The following is a 19,253-nucleotide window of genomic DNA, read 5'->3' as shown; positions in this document are numbered from 1 at the left end:
CGCCGTCCGCCAGGATCCCCGCTATTCCTCGTGCTTGAAGCTGGTGAAGCCGGCATCCTCTACCACAGCATCGCGTAGGGCCAGCTCCAGATCATGCCGGGCCATTTCCGTCACCATCTCTTCAAAGCTTGTCCGTGGCTTCCAGCCCAGTTTTTCCTGCGCCTTTGCCGGGTTGCCCAGCAGGGTATCCACTTCAGTGGGGCGGAAATAGCGCGGATCCACACGCACAATGGTGTCTCCCACATGGACACCAATGCGCAGCTGCTTGCCTTGAGCAGCCTGGGCGGCCTTGTCTGTGTCAATGGCTGAGACAGTTGCGGTTTCGTCTATACCCTTCCCCTGCCATGTCAGGACCAGACCCAGTTCAGCGGCTGCGGCATTAACGAAATCCCGTACCGAAAACTGACGGCCCGTAGCGATGATAAAATCCTCCGGCTGTTCCTGCTGAAGCATGAGCCACTGCATTTCCACGTAGTCGCGGGCATGGCCCCAGTCGCGCTTGGCATTCATATTGCCCAGATAGAGGCAGGAAGACAGTCCCAGCAGGATACGGGAAAGTGCACGGGTTATCTTACGGGTCACAAAGGTTTCGCCGCGTACCGGGGATTCATGATTAAACAGAATGCCGTTGCAGGCATACATGCCGTAGGCCTCACGATAGTTGATCGTGATCCAGTAGGAATACAGTTTGGCACAGGCATAGGGGGAACGGGGATAAAAGGGCGTTTTTTCCGTCTGCGGAATTTCCTGAACCTTACCAAACAGTTCAGAGGTGGATGCCTGATAAAAACGGGTACGCTTTTCCAGACCCAGCATGCGGATGGCTTCCAGCATGCGCAGGGTACCGAGCGCGTCTACGTTGGCCGTATATTCGGGTGACTCAAAGGAAACCTGCACATGGCTTTGCGCCGCCAGATTATAGACTTCGTCAGGCTGCACTTCCTGCATGATGCGAATCAGATTGCCGGCATCGGACAGATCCCCATAATGCAGCAGGAATTTGCGACCTTTCTGGTGTGGGCCCTGGTAGAGGTGATCGATACGATCCGTATTGAACAAGGAGGAGCGGCGCTTGATGCCATGCACTTCATAGCCCTTATTCAAAAGAAATTCAGCCAGGTAGGCACCGTCCTGTCCAGTAATGCCCGTAATCAGTGCTTTTTTCATGTGTCGCTCGAATGTATGAGGGGAAACGAGGGGAAACGGGGAAATTAGTTCTTGATGAAAACGTCCTTTTCCAGAACAGGGGCAAAGCGTTCCTTGTCCTGTTCGCCGGCGTAGGGTCCCTGCTTGACTTCAATCATCTCCGAAGGCTCCAGCATGACGAAACCATGTCCCCCATGAGCCAGCAGAACTACGTCGCCAGGAAGGAGAATGCGACTTTCCAGATAGGTACGGTCACCAGGGGCATAAATATCCATGCGCACTTTGCCTGAGCGGACAAAAAGAACTTCCTGTGTCCATTCAATGGTACGAGGTACAGGATTATGATCATGAGGCTGAATTTTATGACCAGTTGGATGGCGCATATATCCTAATTGTTGAGAGAAGGTTTCAGGAGTAAAAAAATGTATTCCTTCACGCGTGTAGGCTGCCGGGACAATAACTGCTAAGAGGATACCGTCGTGTCGAATATAAATGATTTCACATGGCCTGGTATAGGAACTTTGCATGGCGGGGACCATCCTTTTTCAGATGGGTCTGTATGCCTGATAAAACACCAGAGGAAAGGAAGCACATGGTCTGATTGTCGGCAAACGTCAGCGAGCATTCCTCAGGTCCTGTTCAGACATGTCCTCCTTATACTAAATGTGGCATATTAGCAAGGCGTATGAGTATACACCCCCCATAAAGTATCCAGGTCTTCTTTCGTAGCTGCACGAGAAGATTTTTTCGTTCAGGCAGCCCTTGGCAAAGCCCGGCATGACCGCTATTTTCACCATCAGCATGATGGTTGGCCTTCGTGGTCTGATGGGAGAACATGCACCACACGTCTGACAGGCGGGCAGGTGCACCGTGCGGCATGCAGGCCGTAAGCGTCAGGTTGTTTCCTTGGTGTATGCCGGCAGGGTCAGGGCATGGTCATGCGGCGGGGAACAGAAGGAGAAAAGATGCAGTATACCATAGCACCGGTTATTCTTTGTGGCGGCAGCGGTACCCGTTTGTGGCCTCTTTCGCGGGAGTGCTATCCCAAGCAGTTTGTGTCATTTGGCGATCAGCCCACGCTTTTTGCGCAGACATTGCAGCGGGTCCGGGAGCTGCCAGCAGGTACGACGCCGACAGTCATCTGCAACGAAGAGCATCGTTTCTACGTGCTGGACGCTCTGCGTGCCTGCCAGCAGAAAGCCCGTATTCTGCTGGAGCCTGCTCCGCGTAACACGGCGCCGGCCATAGCCCTTGCCGCGCTGTCCTTTGCGGAGGAGGGGGAGGACCCGCTCATGCTGGTGCTGCCTTCGGATCATTTGCTGGACAACGACGCTGCCTTCTGCCAGGGAGTGCAGGATGCCGCGCCTCTGGCAGTGGAAGGGCGCATTGTGACCTTTGGTATCAGACCGTCGGGGCCGGAAACGGGCTTTGGCTACATTGAGCAGGGCAGGGCCGTGGGCCGGGGCTACGCGGTGACGCGTTTTGTGGAAAAGCCGGATAGGGCCACGGCGGAAGCCATGCTGGCGCAGGGCAATTTTGTCTGGAACAGCGGCATGTTTCTTTTGCGGGCTTCGGTTTTTCTGGAAGAACTGGCACGCCATGCGCCGTCCATGGATGCGGCCTGTCGCCAGGCATGGCTGGGGCGCCGTCAGGATGCCGCCTTCTGTCGTCCTGACAGGGAGGCGTTCCTTTCCGTACCTGCCGATTCCATAGACTATGCCATCATGGAAAAGACGGACCGGGCAGTGGTCATGCCGCTGACGCTGGGCTGGAACGACCTTGGCTCGTGGGAGGCCCTGTACCAGACAGGAAGCAAGGACGCGTACGGCAATGTGGTGGCCGGGGATGTGCTGCTGGAAAATACCGAGGGCTGCTACCTGAACGCCCGCCATCGTCTGCTGGCTGCGCTGGATGTCCGTGATCTGGTGGTGGTGGAAACGCAGGACGCCGTTCTGGTGGTGCCGCGCAATCGGGTGCAGGATGTCAAGAAGATCGTGGGGCAGTTGCAGCAAAAGCAGCGGGAGGAGTGCCGCCAGCATACGCTGGTGCAGCGCCCGTGGGGCAGCTATGAGTCGCTGGCCCGGGGAGATCGCTTTCAGGTGAAGCGTATCGTGGTGAACCCTGGAGCGGAGCTTTCCCTGCAAATGCATCATCATCGGGCCGAGCACTGGGTCGTGGTCAGCGGAACGGCAGAAATTACCAATGGCGAGGATACCCGCCTGTTCACGGAAAACCAGTCCACGTACATCCCGGTGGGTACTCGGCATCGCCTGAAGAATCCCGGCATCATTCCCCTGGTGCTCATTGAAATTCAGTCCGGTGCCTATCTTGGTGAAGATGATATTGTGCGCTTTGCCGATGCTTACGGGCGTGAAGGCTGAGCCGACAGGCGCCAGCGGGACGCGCATATTCTGACGGGCGCCGGCACGCACTCCATGGCGGCGGGCATGCCGAGCGAAAGGGGAACATGGCCGTCCTGGTCATGCTTTCCAGTTGAAGAAGTACGGGCGGCACGGGAGAGACTTCCCGGAACGGCGGTTGTTCCGCATTCGCCGGAGTGGCCCCGCCGGGGGAGGGTGCGCCCTCATGCCGCGGGGACCTGCCCGGCTTGTTTGTACCGGGCAGCCGCGGCTTCCTGCCGCCCGTTGTGTTGCAGGCTCGGCAGGGCAGGGATATGTCGTGAACGGCATGCGCATGGGCATGCTGTTGTCAGCGTACCTGTCTGGAGCAGTGCAGACCATTGGGAGCAGACTGGTGCAGCGCAGGGCAGGGGCGTGCCCGCAGCATGGAAGCGCACCGGGACAGCGCATCCTTTACAATGTGCCGGCCGTTTCCCAGAGGCGGGCGGCAGAGAGCCGTCCTGCCTTCTGGGTGGCAGCCGGTCAGATGCGGCAGGGAGTCCGCGGCATCGGGCTGTTCCGCTGCGGAGTCCTGTCACAGATCGCAGTGTGCCCGCTGCACCTATATCGCGCGACCGCCAGCGCTATGGCCAGGTGACCTCATCCAGGGTGCTGCGCAGGCGGGCGCAGCTTTCCTCTGAGCGCGACTGCTCCTTGGCGCCCTGCTGCATGCTGGTGACAAAGAGCTTTCTGGCCTTCCCCACGTCCGGACCGGCAAAGGTCTTGTCTATCCAGGCGCCTACCCGGCGTGTCTGTTCCTTCATGCCAAAACCGCAGCCAATACCCCGCCCCAGAAGATCGGCATAGGTCGCCACCTTGTCCATATCTGTGGCCGTGTCCGCTGCGGCGGGCCGTGCCATGACAGGGCCGCACAGCAAGGCCGCAAGCAGCACCACCAAACATCCGTTTTTCATCAGTGTCCTCCAAAAGACAGTGTCATCGTTTCGCGATGGCAGATTGTGCAGCATGGCGGGAAATCTGGCAAGCACCGGCACCGCGGCACCTGAACGCAAAAGGGGACACCTGCCAGATACAGGTATCCCCTTGATATTCTTATGGCGCGCCCGGGAGGATTCGAACCCCCGGCCAAGAGCTTAGAAGGAGTGCGGACTATTATGTAACTAATTGTTTTATTTTGATTTGTTTTTAGATAAATGTGCCAAATGTGTCCAAATTTTGCATAAAATGTGTCCGGTCATGTGCCCGGGCACACAGACGACATGGCAAAATCCTATCTGTTACAGTCTTCCACAGCCTATCAACGCATGAATATCACGCAATGCCGTATCTGTGGAACACTTGGCCAGCGTTGCGTATTTTCCGCTTGTCAGATTGCCATGAAGCCCAACAGATAATATTCACCGCAAAGAGTAGAAGGGGTTTACGGCAAAAAATCCTGGTACGCTGCATTGAACTCAAACCACTTTCCCGGCCTACAGAAAGCCCCGCCTCCATCCCGGAAGCGGGGCCGCGTTCATCCTACACTCCCCACGTCGCCATCTGGGCGGCGCCTTTCTCCCTCTGCTCCCTGCTGGGCCTGTTCTCTCGCCTGCGGGCAGCCACACGCCGCAGCACATCCTTGGGCATGATTCGCATGGCCGGCTTTCCTTCCGCTTCCATGGTCGCATTCCAGGCCAGCAAGGCCTTGCGCAGTTCACGCATCATGTACGGGCGCCCCTTGCTTTCCAGATCACGCAACGCCTCATTGACAAAATCATCGATCCTGTCGCTACGTATCTGGGTGCGCCGCTTGTCAGCCGCATAGGCCTCGTAGCTCTTGGCACTGCTGGTCGGCTGAAAGCCCAGGGCCTTGCCCAGGGCTTCACCGGTTGAGAGCTTCCGGGCGCCGGGCTGTCCGGGGCTGTTGATGGGCCGCCCGCGCATGGTCGTCTGTCCCTCCGTGCTCAGACGCCAGGCTTGCATGATATTGGCGACAAAGGTCGGCACCAGCGCCTCCACCGCCCGATAGTCCGCATCAAAACGCCTGGCCTCCAGGAACTTGGACGGCTTGTTCACCGCCAGATCATACGGAATGCCCAGCAGATCTCCCAGACTTTCCGTCATGGCCTCCTTGAAGGTTTCGCCGCGTTTCATGCCTTCCGTGAAGGGGGTTTCCATACGCAGCGATCCGCCGATATTCACTCCGGCCAGCGCAGGCAGACCATAGCAGACCACATCCCGCAACAGATTGTTTGCCGGCAGGGCATTCCTGATCTTCGACGTCCAGTCCTCGTCATCCCCGGAAGCAGCAGCACACAGCGCCGCCAGCGTGGCGTAAAAGGGAAAGGCCGTCAGACCGCCAAGGGCCACCGTTGCCCCCAGACTCTTGGCCACAAAGGCGCGTCCTTCCTTGCCCTCGTAGCGCAGCGCACGCCACCACAGGTTCAGAATATTGGCGCCAAAGCTCCGGAAGGTGAAAATGGGGGAGAGCATCCTGCCAGCCACATTGCTGCGCAAAAACTCTGGCTGATTGCCGCGCCCGTATTCAAAGTGCGTATCCCGTACCAGCATGGCCGCAAAGTCTCTGGCCTGCTCGTGGGTCATCTTCTGCCCCTCGTGCAGCCCGAATGTCTTCAGGGCATGGGCCTTGAAGGCCCCGGCCTTCGCCGCCCGGTAGGCGGCCAGGGCGAGGGAGGCGCGGTTGAAGATTTCCACCTTGCTCATGGGCCAGCCCAGAAGACGCGTGAAGCGTTCCCACATCCGCAACGTCGGAGAAGCAGAAACCTGCCCGCGCACTTCCTCCATATAGGCATCGGTGATGACGCTGTTGCCATACAGTTCCTGCAACATGGCCGCTTCCTCGGTCGTCAGCTTTCGGGCGCCTTCCATCCCCTTGCCGGAATAGCTCAGGCCGATGGTATCCATGGCGCTTTTCAGCCAGCGGGCGCCGCCACCGGTGACATATTGCTGCAAGCGGGGCACGCCCACCACGGCATTCTGGGTCAGATTGACCACAGCGGTCTTGATATTCCCGCCCAGATACCAGGCAAAGGCCACGGATTTGATGTTGCCGGTGATCCTGTCGATCTGGTCACTGTTGCGCAGCATGTCCTTGGTATACTGCGAAGCATATTCCCACAGTCGGGGAGAGGCGCTGGCGTCAATCTTGCCCAGGGCCTGGGCAAAGTCGGCAGCGGCCTCCATCTTGGTGAGCCAGCCATTGAGACCGGCCATGTAGCTGTAGAGCACGCCCTTCACGTCCTGTGTCTCAAAGCCCGGAATGTTCTGCCGGCGGATGCCATGAGCACCAAAACCACGCGCCTTCAGAATATCGGCAATGCCAGAGAGCAGGGTAGAGCGCACGCGCTCGGCCTGCTCGCCATCCCCAAGCCGGGCCGCTGCGGCGGAAATGATCTGCTCCATGGCCTGCGGATCAATGGGCGCTCCCAGAATATCGTCCGGCAGCTTCTGCACTTCACGCGGATCATCCCATGTGGCGTCGGGAAAATCCTTCCTGTGCTCGGCAACGATCTTGGCCCACTCCTCACGCACCGATGAACCAAGAGGCACGTCAAAATGCTTGCGAAAGACCGTTTCTCTGCCCACCCTGGCCGTCACAAAATACTTTCCGGTGCGCTGATGCGGGAAGTAATTGTGGATGCTGCCGAACTCCGTCCGGTACATTTCCAGATCGGTATCGGCCAGGTCAGCCATGGCGGCCATCTTGTTATAGGCCCGCAAAAATGCCGTATCCAGCGCCTCGCGCACCTGCAAAAACGCCTGCTTCACACGCTCCGGTTCCGGCTGCCCCTTCAGCCATGCCCTGAACTTTTTCTGATAGTCCGGGTTCAGCTCCAGGACGTCGCGTCCGTTCATGGTCTGCCCCGTCACCAGGAACTTCTCGATGGCATGAATGGGGCCAATCTGTTTCCCGTCCCACTTCCAGATCATGGCAGCCAGCTGCTCCTGCTCCTTCTGGCTCAGGCGTTTGCTGGCGTCACCAGCAAAGAGCAACGGCACCTGCTCCAGCGAGGCCTTGAGAGCAGCAGAGCGCTCTTCCACACGCCGCAGCTGCCTGTCATAAACCCTGGCAAAGCCGGCATGATCCTTGGCCACCCAGTGCGGCAGCTTGAACAGGCGTTCGGCCAGGCTCAGGTCATGGCGCGGAATCAGATTGCCCATCTCCCTGTTGGACAGGATGTCCTCCACGTCAGCGCTCACACCACGGCCCATGACCTTTCGCAGTGCCCGGATGCCGGAAGCAACGCTCTCGGTAAGACCGGACGGGCGAGAGGCGAGGGAGGCCAGGGGAGTATTTTCCCCGCCCCTTCCGGGATCCGCCGGCTTGACCACGTCCTCTTCCGTGAGTATCCTGTTTTCAGAAAGCCTCGCTGGGAGTTTGCGGACCTTGGGCAATTGTAGCCTGTTTGTGCGCGCCCAGGCGAGGCTCTTCTTTTTGTCCTGGTACAGCAGGCGCCCTTCCTCCATTTGCCGCAGATACCATGCCTCGTTTCCGCGCCGATAGGCGCTGGCAATATCATTGACCCTGATATTCTGCCGCTCCGTATCCAGGTGCACGGCCGCCATGACGGATCGTCCCCCGTGCTTCAGCTCTGTCAGCACCACGAAAGATTCCGCCGTCGTAGCCGATTCAAAGACCATCACCGGCGCAGCAAGAGCAGCAGGCAGCTGCTTCACCAGCTCCTTGGGCAGCTGATGATCCTGCTTGTCAGAAAGTATCTTAGCCAAATTGCTTGCTGTCATGCTCATGGGCAGATCAGGCGCCCCCAGCTTGCGCAATACATCGGGAGTTTGGCATACCATCAACAGGCTACGCTGACCGTCTGCTCCACTTGCTTTTGGGTTGAATTCATCGACCTGCCTTCCCCAGGCTTCCATATCCTTCTGCAGCTGCTCCCAGGCGGCACGGGCGGCTTCCTGCCGATCGGTACGCAGTGAGGCCAGCGAACCGACTCCTTCCAACTCTTCCCGCAACGCTGCACCTGTCGCGGCAGCGGGCATGCCCTCCATGACATGCCCCTGCAGGGCGTCCAGCAGTCGTTCCATCTGACTGCGTCCCATACGGCCCATGCGACCGGTCAGGGCATACACCATACCGTTCCAGGCCCGTACAAGAGCATCCACAAACCTGCGCCAGAAACTCCGCTCCTGCGCTGTCCGCAGCAGGCCTCGGGCGCGGCGTTCCGCAAGATTTGCCAGCGCCTCTTCCATGATGAGCAGACGTTCCGCCTCGTTGCCGCGTGGATCACGACCATACTTTTGCGCGATGGAGCGGATGCGCTCGTTTTTCATTCCTCCCATGCCCAGCCAGAGCTGATTCAGCAGTAGGCGGCGCTGTGCCGGTGCCAGAGCAGAACGCAGACCGTGGTGCACCATGTTCTCGTGCAGCCAGACCTCTGCGGCCCGCTCAAGGCTTTCCAGATTCTCGGCCACCAGCCACACGGTGTCCTTTGCCGGATCATACAGCCCTTCGACTCTGGCCGCCTGCGAAGCATAGGCATCACGCAGATTCTTCGGCAGGGCATCGGCATTCTCCACCACCTGAATGCGGGCGGCATTGGCGGCCATGCCATTCATTTTGTCAGCCAGACGACGCACCGCCTCCACGCTTGGTGCACGTCTCCCCTTGAATTTGGGCGGCAGGAACTGGCCAGCGATCTGGAACAATACCTGCCCCGTCTTGTCATTGACGCCCAGACGTTCCCGAAGTATGTTCATCACATCACCCCGATTGGTCCGGTGTCCAGACGACCCTTCACTCGAAGGACCTTCACTTGAAGGATGGCCCGGTACGAGCCAGTCGGGGCTTATTATTTTCGTCAACTCGTGATCGTAAAAACGGTTGCCGTTGACGTCCTCACGCAAGACAAAGCCAACCACATAATCCTGACCGTCCAGCCTGATCTTGCCGGCAAAAATATGGGACAGAAGTTGAGGCGTCTTCCTGATGCTGTCGACATGGATACCGCCCTCAATGATCTGCGGGATGAACGGCACGGATCGGGCCAAAAGTGCGTTGAAGCCATGGGAAAGAGAATCCTGTACTCCCTTTGGCGTGATCTGTACATCCCAACCAGTATCCGCATTCGTAGCAGTCGTCCCATTAGGAAACCGCTCCCGCGCCCATGCTTTGACAGCCTCCCGCAATGCCTTGGTTTGCTCGGACGTCTCAGTAATGGGAGTGGTGTCAATAGCCTTACCCGGCCCGAACCACTGCGTGCTGTCGGCCTCGATCATGGGCATATCGGCAAAGCGTGCAGGCAGGGTGTCCGGCCTGCGCGCAGGGCGTGAGGCCAGTGACGCCAGGGCCTGACTGTCCGTATCAGCCATGATTTTGCGGGCTTCATCCCGGTTGTTGTCGGCTACGAATCCATAGCCCTGATCAGACAGCGCCTGCATGATGCCGGCGGCCTGACCTTCGGAAAGATGCCGCAGCACCATGCTCTGCCCGGAGCGGATGAAGTCTTGCCCCGCAGCCTCAAGCACGTCCCTGTTCAGGAAATACTGCGCCCCCTTGGCCTTGGACGAAGGGACGGAAACAGTGAAATCACTCCCGTCATGGGACAGCACAAGGAGCTTGTCCGCCGTTTTGACAGCAGCCTTGCCGGGCAGTTCCCGCAAAAAGCGTATGGCCGCGTCAGGCGACAGAGAAACATCCATCCCGTCAAGAAGTTTCTGGGGATCGGTGTCCTTGGGCAACATGATGCCCGGAATCGTATGCCCCTCATGATCCTGAAAGGTGATGACATTTCCCTTTCCGTCAATTTGCTGGAAGGCGGCAAGGATATTGCCGGTGATGATGTGGGCTTTCTCCCGGCTTTCCTTCTGCGCGGAATCAAACATCCCGTACAGCACGGCCGGGTCACGATACGATGGCGTAACCGTAATGCTATCTTCCTGCCGCACGGTCTGTGACAGCGGAATAGTGATCTTTCGAGAGGCATCCGGAAGGGCAATATCCATCTTCCAGGTACTGAGCGCCAGGGGATTCTCCGCGCTGCCCTTGTGGTACAACCTGAGCATGACCCCTTCCATCAGCAGATTTTCCCCAGAGATCAGCACCGGCGTCCCCGGACGCATCCTGGCTGCATCAGCAATGACATCCCGGGCAAAGTTCAGCCGGTTCTGCTGGTTTGCCGCAGCCTCGTCGCTCATGTCCCTGGCCTTGCCATCATGCCAGACCTGGGCCTCCTGAAACAGCTTCTCCATATCAGGAACGTCCGCCGCCTGCACCATTTCCTTCACTTTTGCGGAAGGCCAGGGCTTGCCAAGCCTCTTCACGTCATACGTCCCGATCCTGGCCGCTCCGGCAAAGGGGGTATCCTTGCCCACCTCCTTGGCCGGTACAATCTCCACCTCATCCAGCAGGCGGGCATCCAGCGGCAGGCTCTTGGCTTCAAGGCCAGTGCCGCCCATGGCCTCAAGCTGGGCAATCAGATCATTGTATTCCGTCTCCAGCAGCGTATAGAGCTGCTCCTGTTCTCTTACTGGCAGCAGAGGGATGCGCCCCGTCACCTTGCGCATGGCATCCTCTGTGCTCTCGCCAACGGGAGACCCCAGCTTCACGGACAGGGCAGGGTTGTCCGCCATGACCTGCCTGGCAACTCGATCCCCGTACTTGTTGAGGAAGTCAGGAATATTCCTGAACGAGGTGTCAGACTCCCTGGAAGCCGTCGTATTGGCGTTCAGGCTGCTCATCTTCTTTGCCAGAATAGCGGCAGGGCGCTTTTCCGCCGGCAGGTCGGACATGATGAGCTGATAGGTAGGGGGAACAACCTGCCCGGTACGAAACACACGGCCCAGTGTCTGCATGAACACATCGATATTGGATTCCGCCTGTGCAATGATCATATTACGCCGGCGCTGATCCCTGAACCGCTCGGATGAATGCAGGCTGATGCCCGTGCTGCCTGCCTGATTGAGAATGACCACATCCAGCTTGCCGGAATTGAACGCATCAACAACGCGAATACGGTCAGAAGGCCCTGTGGTACGCTTGGCATAGGTCGGAACCGCAGTGGTGTAGTCGATTCGCTCGGTACGCCCGGTGATTTCGTCTGCCTTGATGCCCCTGGCATCAAATTCGGCCAGCATCCTGTCGATGACAGAAACGGGAAGACCGCCAAAATCAGAATTGCGAATGACCGCCAGAGCCTCATTGTAAGCCCGAACCCCGTCCGGCCCCAGCTCTTCGTCCGTAAGCCGGCGCCTTTCCTTCGCCACCTTCTGTCCAGGCTCCCTGATTGCGATCATTCGCGACTTTTCCAGGTAGCGGACGAACATGTCATTGAAGGTAAAGTTAATGGGGGACCCCACGGCAATGCCGTTCTGTTCCGCAAACTCCTTGATCATGCTGCCCATGGTATTGGACAGGGCGATGACGACCTTCTCGCCCCTGGCAATGTCCGCTTCCGCAGCATCGACCACGGCCTCTACCTTCTGCGCCAGCAGACTCTGGGCAATGACATTGTGCATGACAGCCGTAAAATTGGTGCTGGAGGCTCCCCCCTTGCCGGTACTCTTGTTGTCGCCAACAGATCCACCGGTCTTTGCCGCCTCCTTGTCGGCTGCTTCCACAGCCGCTTCCTTGGCATCATCAAAGGCCATGATGGCCCGCATGATGTCGGCGGTCTTTTCAGCACGGTCTTTGTTGATGGAAACCGTGGATGTCTGCACCTCCGCGCCTTCAAAAGAGCGCTCCCGGCGCAGATACTGGCCCGTTTCGGTCAGCTCTGCGGCCACCACCTGCTGCATGGGAATGCCGCCGCGCTCGATGGCCTCGGCCAGCTTGCCCATGTCATCGGCGGCATACTGCATGTCCGTCTTGAAATACAGGGACATGACGTCAGGGCGCTTGGCATAGGTGGCGCTGGAATAGAACGTTCCCTGCCGCGATGCTTGCAGCATCCTGCGTACAAACTGGGCGCGGTCGTCTGCGGCATCGGCCTTCTTGCGGGTAGAGGCCTGCCCGCCGGCGTTGTGGGATTCATCCAGGATGAAGACGGCATTGGGCGCGATCTCCATCATGAACTGCCGCCTGAAGGTGTCCTTCCCCTTCACGGGGTTGAGCTGGTCATACGTGGTGAAAACGGCATCATACGCTCCCATGCCGTTCTGCATCACCTCGCGCAAAACCTTTTCATGCGCCTTTGCAGTCTTGGTTTTCAGCGTTCTCCCGTCAGGAAGAAGGATGACGTCATCACCAGAAAGCCCCGCGTTTGTGGGCAGGGGGGTGAATCCCTCCATGCCAATATCTGCCAGGTCGCGAACCATATCGGCATAGAGATCAGGCTTCATGGTCACAAAGACCGGAATGTAGCCCTGGCGCTTTGCCCAGCGGATGATGCCGGCATTGACGCGCCCCTTGCCGATACCAGTCTGGTCACCGATAATGAAGCCGGAGCCATCGGCAATATTGCTGATGGCCATGCCCAGGGCATCTACCTGTTCGGCGGCAAAATACTTGCCAAGGTCTTTGACAGGATAACCGAGCTGATCCGCCACATACTGATCAATGCCGCCGTGACGCCGTTCAAGCTCTGCCATGGCCTGTCTGGCTGCCGTAGCCATGTTTCTGGGCACAAGCGTTCCCATGCCCGGCAGGGTACTGGCAGGCTCATAGGCCACCTGAAACTCGGTGGACTTTGGCTTCTGGACAGCCTTTGACTTATGGCCGGCCTGCTGCCGGGCAGGGGAGCTTACTCCCAGCTCGGGACGTACATCCCCGCTGTCACCGAGTTCGCCCACTCTTCCAGCGTCATCTCGTCCGCTCCGTTCTCCGGTGCCTCCTCTGTGGCCGTCTGCGGCCAGGTCAGCCTGTCTTGTCCCTCCGGCACGCCCGCCTTCTGCATCAGAAGATACGTCATTTCCGGATTCGTCAGCAGGCCGTTCACTTCCCAGTATTCGCCCTCCGCCAGTTTCTGCAGATCGGTCATCCCGTACCCGAGGATCGAGGCGTTCTCCAGATCGCGCACCATCTGTCCCAGTGTCTCTTCTGGATCGTACGCGTCCTCTATCAACGCCTGCAGTTTCAGCGTCAGCAGCTCGATCAGCTCGTCCTGACTGGCTATCTGTTCCGTCTCCCACTCGTCCGGTATCTGGACCGTCAGTGCCGGTCGTTCGCTCGGCGGCGTCCACCACTTGCCCATGCAAAACCTCCTCAAGATCGCCAAAAGATGTGTAGACACGCGGCAGCGCCGCACCGGGGAACACACGCCCACGGGACGTGCCGCTGTTCTCGAGAACGATGATATCTATGGGGTATCCTGCCCCCTGACGCTCATACAGTTTACCATCGACGCTGAAATGATCCAAGACATGGTACTTTCCAAACAGCCAGTTCCAGAAGCTCACCTGATCGGCAGCACGGTACTTCCTGCTCCGGCTGGCATCATTGCCCTGCTTGCCGCCGATAATCAGCACAGCCCGGCCACCTTGCTTCAGCGCACCCAGAGCGCGGGCCACGATGGCATGGTCAAGCTCTTTTGTCGTGAGGCCGTTGACGGAAAATTCTTTGGTCCGCCTGTCCGCATCCTTCACTCGACCAAAGGGAGGGTTGGCAATGACCACATCCATACCGGAAGGCGCATAGTCCACGGCATCCCGCTCGGATACCGTGAATCCCTGGGAACGCAGACGTGCGGCCCTGGCAGCGTTCAGCTCGTTGGCCGTGGTATGCTTCGGGTCTGCCTCCATCAGCAGCATGCCGTTACCGGCAGTCGGCTCAAAAACCAGGCTCTTCTCGTCAATGCCTGCCAGACGCGACGCCACAAAAGCCAAAGGCGCCGGCGTGCTGTAGGCCTGCTGGGCCACACTGGTGCTGGTACGCACGCTCAATCGGGGCTGACGCTGATACAGACTCACAAGTGCCCGATAGATATCCGCATCACTCGCCTGGCGCTTGCGCATATCCGCAACAATCCTGCGCGCGGCAAGCGTCACGCCCAGCTCAATGGCTTCATCCACGGCCTTGGCCGCTTCCGTGGCCGGACGCACGGCACCACCCAGCAGAGAAGCCGCCTCCCTGCGGGCTTCGACAATGGTTCCAAACTTCTTGTCACGCAAAAATGCCGCGGCAAAATGCTTGGCCAGGGCAACAGTATCAGGGGCAGAGGCAGTACCGTAAGACGCATTGTCTGCCTCAGGCTGTGCCCCCACATCGGTCTGTCCGCCATCGCTTTCCTGCTGTTTCGCCAGCTCCTTCAGCTTCTTGAGCGGGGCACCTCTGTTGGCCTTGCGCAGGGCCTCCGGCAGGCTCTGCAAGATGGTCTTCCGCTGTTCGGCTACCGGTGGTGTGCTGGTGTTCTGCTTTCCCTCCAACGTGACTGCGGCCTTGCCCGATGCAGCGTCGTCTGCCGGCCCGGACGGTGCTGCCGCTTCGTTGACTTCAACCGTGGGGATAGTTACCATCTTTTCAGGAGCGCCGGAGTTCGATGAAGAAAGGAACCTTTCATCGGCGGGAGCATTCCCGATGGTGGAAGTCTGGGCCTGGCGTGATCCCCGTCCAGCTCTTGAGTTTTTTTCCCCGTCCGGGTGCAGCGAAGGAATGTGCTGTTCGTTGCCAAAAGCAGTTACAGGTCTATCGTCCGACTGCTGCCTGGACGGGGTTTTTCTATATTCGTACCCTGTCAGCAGCCAGATTCTGTCTGCTCCCAAATAGGAAAGACTGATTACTGCTTCGGCACTTCCTTCATGACTGACGACATAAACCCGCCCCGGAAAGCCTTCACGAGTTTCCGTTTTTCCTTTTGCAATAATAGCGGGTAACCTGCGAACAAAATCCTCTCCATCCTTCCTTTGCGTATTGCGTCTTTCGATGATGTGCGCCAGCCCATAACCGCCCTTGCCGGCCTTTCCCCACGGCAGGTCAATATCCCCCAGTCCTTCCTTGTGAAAGGCGGCAGGCACATGGCCGCCCTTCGTCTGCAGCAGGTAGTCGATGGCTTCCGCCGGCCTGCCGGAAAATTCCGTATATGCCGGCCCAAAGGGATCAGCTGTCTGTGCCCGTACCATTTCCCGCAGCTCAGGCGTGGTCTTCCGCCGTGCTTCGGCACGTTTCTCCCTGGGGAGTTGTTCCAACAGCTCCGCACGGGAGGATGCCTTCTGGGCGCTTCCCCCTTCCTGCACGTAGGGGAATATCTCTTCATGGATGCGGTCCCAGAGGGCGTCATGTGTCACGCCAACATGCTTTCGTTCCCGCTGGATATCTGCCACGGCCGCCTGCATCTGCGCGTCATCCGCATTCTTTGCCTTCTGCCCGGCAGCCTGAAGGATGCTGTCTGCCTGACTCTCCCGCCTGTCATCCCCGATGGGCATACGAGAAATGGGGGCACCCCTGTACATGAGCGGAGCCGTTTCCTCGTGGGCTGCCTGCGCAGAAGCGGCCCTCTCCTCCATGCTGGGGGAGACGTCCTGACGTGGCGTCTCCATCGTCGCCGCTTCCGGCGCGGGGACAACAGGGGGTGTCACGGGCAGCTGTACCGGCATGGCCGCAGGTGCCGCCATATCTCCGGTCTGTGGCGCTGGCTGAGCCTCCTGCACAATGGCAGCAGGGGCGGGCATAGCCGGTGCCCCGGCCGGAGCCGGTACATCTGCGCGAGGCGTCGTCTGGATATGGGCAAGTGGCGCCTGTGTGGGCAGGGGAGCGGGCGCGCCCGATACAGCGGGAAGGGCAGTTGTCTCCTGCAATCCGACATGCGGCAGGGTACCATTCCCGGCGCCGGTAGGCACGACATTGGCAGGAGGAAGGGCCATACGAGAAGCTACGGGCGCGGCAGCACTCACAGCCCTCATGTCCGGCGCGGCGGGCACCGTCACATATCCGGCATTTTCCCTTTCCACAGGCAGGGCAGACTGCCCAAGGGCATTCAGGAAACCCGTTTGCCGGGGCGGAGCAAGCAGGTCAACCGCCTGCCCGCTCTCCAGCGCCAGCTGCATGCCGCCCTGCGGAGAAGAGCGGTCAGGCAAAAGCGCTTCCTCCCCCGCAAGCCGTTCCGCCTCCTCAAAGCGCCGCACAAAGTCTTCGGTTTCACGCGCCGCTGCGGGATCAGTAAACGGATCTCCGGGAAGAGGCTCCACCCCACGACGCGCGGCCTGTTCCCGCCACAGGCGGGCATTGACCTCTTCCGCACTGGGGGAAGGTATGGGGCCAAGGCCGGCATCCGTGGTTCCCATAACAATGGGAGCTTCCGGCAGGGCAAGGCGCGCTCCTTCGGGCAGGGCCATCGGCTCTCTGGTGGCGCTGGCGGCCTGTTCATCCGCCTGCACCTCTGTGGCGCCATCCTTTTCCTGCGCAACCTGCTCGCGGCCATAGCGCCGGGCCAGCATATCCAGCCCCTTCTTGCCGCCAGCCATAAGCGTCGTCTGCCAGAACGTGGCCGGCGCCACCTCTCCCAGCGCCTGCAAGAACCCCGGAGCCTCGTCCCGCAGGCCAAGATCGGCCTCAATGGCCCCCTGTCCCATCTGCGTGGCGGTCTCGGTGGCCAGCTCTTCGCCGTACAGCCCGGCCACGCGCCTGGCGGCCTTGCCCACACCATCCGCAAAAACCCGTTTGCCAAGTGGCCCCAGCAGCCTGGCCATGAAAAGATTGCTCAGGGCTTCCGGCCCGGCTTCCCACAGGCCATACTGCGATGCCTCGCTGTCAAACTCCCGGGCAACCCTGTCCCATTCCTCCTGTGTCGGCGTCCGCCCCAGCAGCCTGGTGGTCTCGGCCAGCATGTTTTCCATGAAGTCCTGCCTGCTGGCCCGATAGGCCATCGTCCCGGAAGCCGCCATGCCGGCAGCTCCGCCGGCCACAGGCCCGGCAACCATCCCTGCCGGTATGCCGGCGCCCAGACTGGCCCCCATGGTCGCCAGACTGTAGGGCATGGAGATCATGGCATCCGTTACGCCGTCAAAGGCCTTTCCCGCGTATTTCTGCGCATAGGCGGCCTGTTCCCGGGCACGCGCCTCCCGCTCCCGCAGTGCCTCGGTATCCGTCACGTCAATCTCGCCACCGCGCCACGCGTCGCGCACCGTGTCCACCACACCGCCGGGCAGCATGGTCAGCCCTTCGCCGATAGCAAGGGCCGTGTTTCCCAGACGTGACAGAAAACCGGGTGCCTCCTCTGCCTTCTGCCCGTCTTCCGGCCCCGCATACTGCGAAAAATCCACATTGGAAAAATCGAACAAGTAGTCCTGATAATTGCTCTTGGTGGGGCGATGCGTTTCCTTGGCCATATCTTTTCTCCACATGGGTATGGACAACGGCCGGAGGAGAGGAGTTGACAAAATAAACAAAATATGTACTTGTTTCTGTACAAAAGGAGGCGTATATGTCGCAGGCCATCACCTACACCGAGGCACGGCAGAACCTTGCGGAAACCATGAACCGGGTCTGTGACCACCACGAACCCGTCATCATCACGCGCCAGAAGTCTCCCTCCGTCGTTATGATGTCCCTGGAGGACTACAACGCCATCATGGAGACAGCCTACCTGCTGCGCTCCCCAGCCAATGCGTCCCGGTTGCGGGAAGCATTGCACGCCGCTGACGCGGGCAATACGGTACAGCATGACCTTGAGGATTAGCCATGCTGCTGACCTGGACCCCCCAAGCGTGGGAAGATTATTTGTACTGGCAGGCGACTGACAAACGAACGGTGAAGCGCATCAATGAGCTGCTGCGGGATGCGCTCCGCAATCCGTTTGAAGGCTTGGGCAAGCCGGAGCCGCTTCGCTTTGACCTTGCTGGATGCTGGTCTCGTCGTATCAATCAGGAAGACCGCCTTGTGTATCGCCTCGACGAGCAGGGGACGGCCCTGATCGTTCTCCAGTGCCGCTACCACTACTGAGGGCTTCGCCTTCGCTGTCTACATGTGTTGACCAGCTCTTTGGGTTGCGAGAGGCGGCGCTTCGGGGCGCCTTCCTTCCCCTCTCACCATCCCCCTCCCCCATTGCCCACGCTTCTGACGCATGGTAGCCTCTCCGCATCATAGGAGAGATTATGTACCGACACTTCCGCCAGATCACCTCTGCCTTGGCCGCTGCTCAAATCTTCACCTTCTTGTGCATAGGTGTCACCTTCGCCACCGGCAATGAAACAAACGACAGCTTCGCCAAAGCGAAAAAAATGCTGGAGCGTCAGGTGTACTTCGACAATAGGGTTACGATTTACTGCGGATATCCGTTTGACGAAGAAAAGAACATCGATCTACCTGATGGATTCATGACAAAAAAACACCAGAAGCGTGCCAATAAAATGGAGTGGGAACATGCCGTACCTGCGGAAAACTTCGGACAAGCCTTCAGTGAGTGGAGAGATGGACATCCGAAGTGTGTGAGCAAAGGGAAATCATTCAAAGGGCGTAAGTGTGCCGAAAAGGTAAACATACAATATCGCCATATGCAGGCTGATATGTACAACCTCTTTCCGGCGGTTGGATCCGTTAACGGGGTTCGCGCCAATAAGCGATACTCAGAACTGCCTTCGGCCAAGGTAGCCTTTGGTACTTGCGAAGCTAAGGTGGATGGAAGTCGCTTCGAGCCTCCAGCACGTGCCAAGGGACAAGTAGCTCGCGCTGCTCTTTACATGGCTGATAGCTATGACGAGTATCGCCTCAGCCGCCAACAGGAGCAGCTCTTCAACGCTTGGAATAAGATGTATCCAGTGGATCAGTGGGAATGCACCCGCGCTAAGCGTATTGAAAAACTTCAAGGGAACGAAAATCGATTCGTCAAGGAACCCTGCCAGCAGGCGGGACTTTGGTAA

The 19,253-nt window shown here is 59.0% G+C and carries 8 protein-coding genes; 4 read left to right on the top strand and 4 right to left on the bottom strand.

Going from position 1 to position 19,253, the window contains the following annotated elements:
• Nucleotides 1-21: 21 nt before the first annotated feature.
• Both gmd and Q0J57_RS00160 read right to left on the bottom strand, forming a co-directional pair.
• A complete protein-coding gene (gene gmd, locus Q0J57_RS00165) occupies nt 22-1,167 on the bottom strand; it encodes a GDP-mannose 4,6-dehydratase (protein WP_297215427.1) in 1,146 nt (381 codons plus the stop codon).
• A 44-nt stretch (nt 1,168-1,211) separates the two neighbouring features.
• Nucleotides 1,212-1,673: a hypothetical protein gene (locus Q0J57_RS00160; RefSeq protein WP_297215425.1), complete on the bottom strand. Its 462-nt coding sequence runs from the start codon at nt 1,671-1,673 to the stop codon at nt 1,212-1,214.
• Between the two features lie 438 nt (nt 1,674-2,111).
• Between Q0J57_RS00160 and Q0J57_RS00155 the strand changes: the two genes are divergently transcribed.
• On the top strand, nt 2,112-3,527 hold the full coding sequence (locus tag Q0J57_RS00155) for a mannose-1-phosphate guanylyltransferase/mannose-6-phosphate isomerase (RefSeq protein WP_297215422.1): 1,416 nt from the start codon (nt 2,112-2,114) through the stop codon (nt 3,525-3,527).
• Between the two features lie 602 nt (nt 3,528-4,129).
• Here Q0J57_RS00155 and Q0J57_RS00150 read toward each other — a convergent pair.
• Both Q0J57_RS00150 and Q0J57_RS00145 read right to left on the bottom strand, forming a co-directional pair.
• Nucleotides 4,130-4,459 (bottom strand): hypothetical protein, encoded by a 330-nt coding sequence (locus Q0J57_RS00150; RefSeq protein WP_297215419.1) that lies wholly within the window; start codon nt 4,457-4,459, stop codon nt 4,130-4,132.
• A gap of 565 nt (nt 4,460-5,024) precedes the next feature.
• Nucleotides 5,025-17,723, bottom strand: coding sequence for a PLxRFG domain-containing protein (locus Q0J57_RS00145; RefSeq protein ID WP_297215415.1), 12,699 nt, complete (start codon nt 17,721-17,723; stop codon nt 5,025-5,027).
• A gap of 95 nt (nt 17,724-17,818) precedes the next feature.
• Between Q0J57_RS00145 and Q0J57_RS00140 the strand changes: the two genes are divergently transcribed.
• From Q0J57_RS00140 to Q0J57_RS00130, 3 genes are all read left to right on the top strand, one after another.
• Entirely contained in the window at nt 17,819-18,073 is a 255-nt protein-coding gene (locus Q0J57_RS00140; RefSeq protein ID WP_297215412.1) for a type II toxin-antitoxin system prevent-host-death family antitoxin, read from the top strand.
• A gap of 2 nt (nt 18,074-18,075) precedes the next feature.
• Nucleotides 18,076-18,336, top strand: a complete 261-nt coding sequence (locus Q0J57_RS00135) for a Txe/YoeB family addiction module toxin (RefSeq protein ID WP_297215410.1) — start codon at nt 18,076-18,078, stop codon at nt 18,334-18,336.
• 152 nt (nt 18,337-18,488) lie between these two features.
• Nucleotides 18,489-19,253, top strand: coding sequence for an endonuclease (locus tag Q0J57_RS00130; protein ID WP_297215407.1), 765 nt, complete (start codon nt 18,489-18,491; stop codon nt 19,251-19,253).

The sequence above is a fragment of the uncultured Desulfovibrio sp. genome (assembly GCF_944324505.1).
In the GTDB taxonomy this organism is placed as follows: Bacteria; Desulfobacterota; Desulfovibrionia; order Desulfovibrionales; family Desulfovibrionaceae; genus Desulfovibrio.
The sequence above is the reverse complement of the archived record's forward strand: the minus strand, read 5'-3'. Positions and strand labels throughout refer to the sequence as shown.

What these genes read in the sequence shown, in the direction of transcription:
- gmd (WP_297215427.1), bottom strand. Translation starts at nt 1,167, where the DNA reads ATGAAAAAAGCACTGATTACGGGCATTACTGGACAGGACGGTGCCTAC.
- Q0J57_RS00160 (WP_297215425.1), bottom strand. Translation starts at nt 1,673, where the DNA reads ATGCAAAGTTCCTATACCAGGCCATGTGAAATCATTTATATTCGACAC.
- Q0J57_RS00155 (WP_297215422.1), top strand. Translation starts at nt 2,112, where the DNA reads ATGCAGTATACCATAGCACCGGTTATTCTTTGTGGCGGCAGCGGTACC.
- Q0J57_RS00150 (WP_297215419.1), bottom strand. Translation starts at nt 4,459, where the DNA reads ATGAAAAACGGATGTTTGGTGGTGCTGCTTGCGGCCTTGCTGTGCGGC.
- Q0J57_RS00145 (WP_297215415.1), bottom strand. Translation starts at nt 17,723, where the DNA reads ATGGCCAAGGAAACGCATCGCCCCACCAAGAGCAATTATCAGGACTAC.
- Q0J57_RS00140 (WP_297215412.1), top strand. Translation starts at nt 17,819, where the DNA reads ATGTCGCAGGCCATCACCTACACCGAGGCACGGCAGAACCTTGCGGAA.
- Q0J57_RS00135 (WP_297215410.1), top strand. Translation starts at nt 18,076, where the DNA reads ATGCTGCTGACCTGGACCCCCCAAGCGTGGGAAGATTATTTGTACTGG.
- Q0J57_RS00130 (WP_297215407.1), top strand. Translation starts at nt 18,489, where the DNA reads ATGTACCGACACTTCCGCCAGATCACCTCTGCCTTGGCCGCTGCTCAA.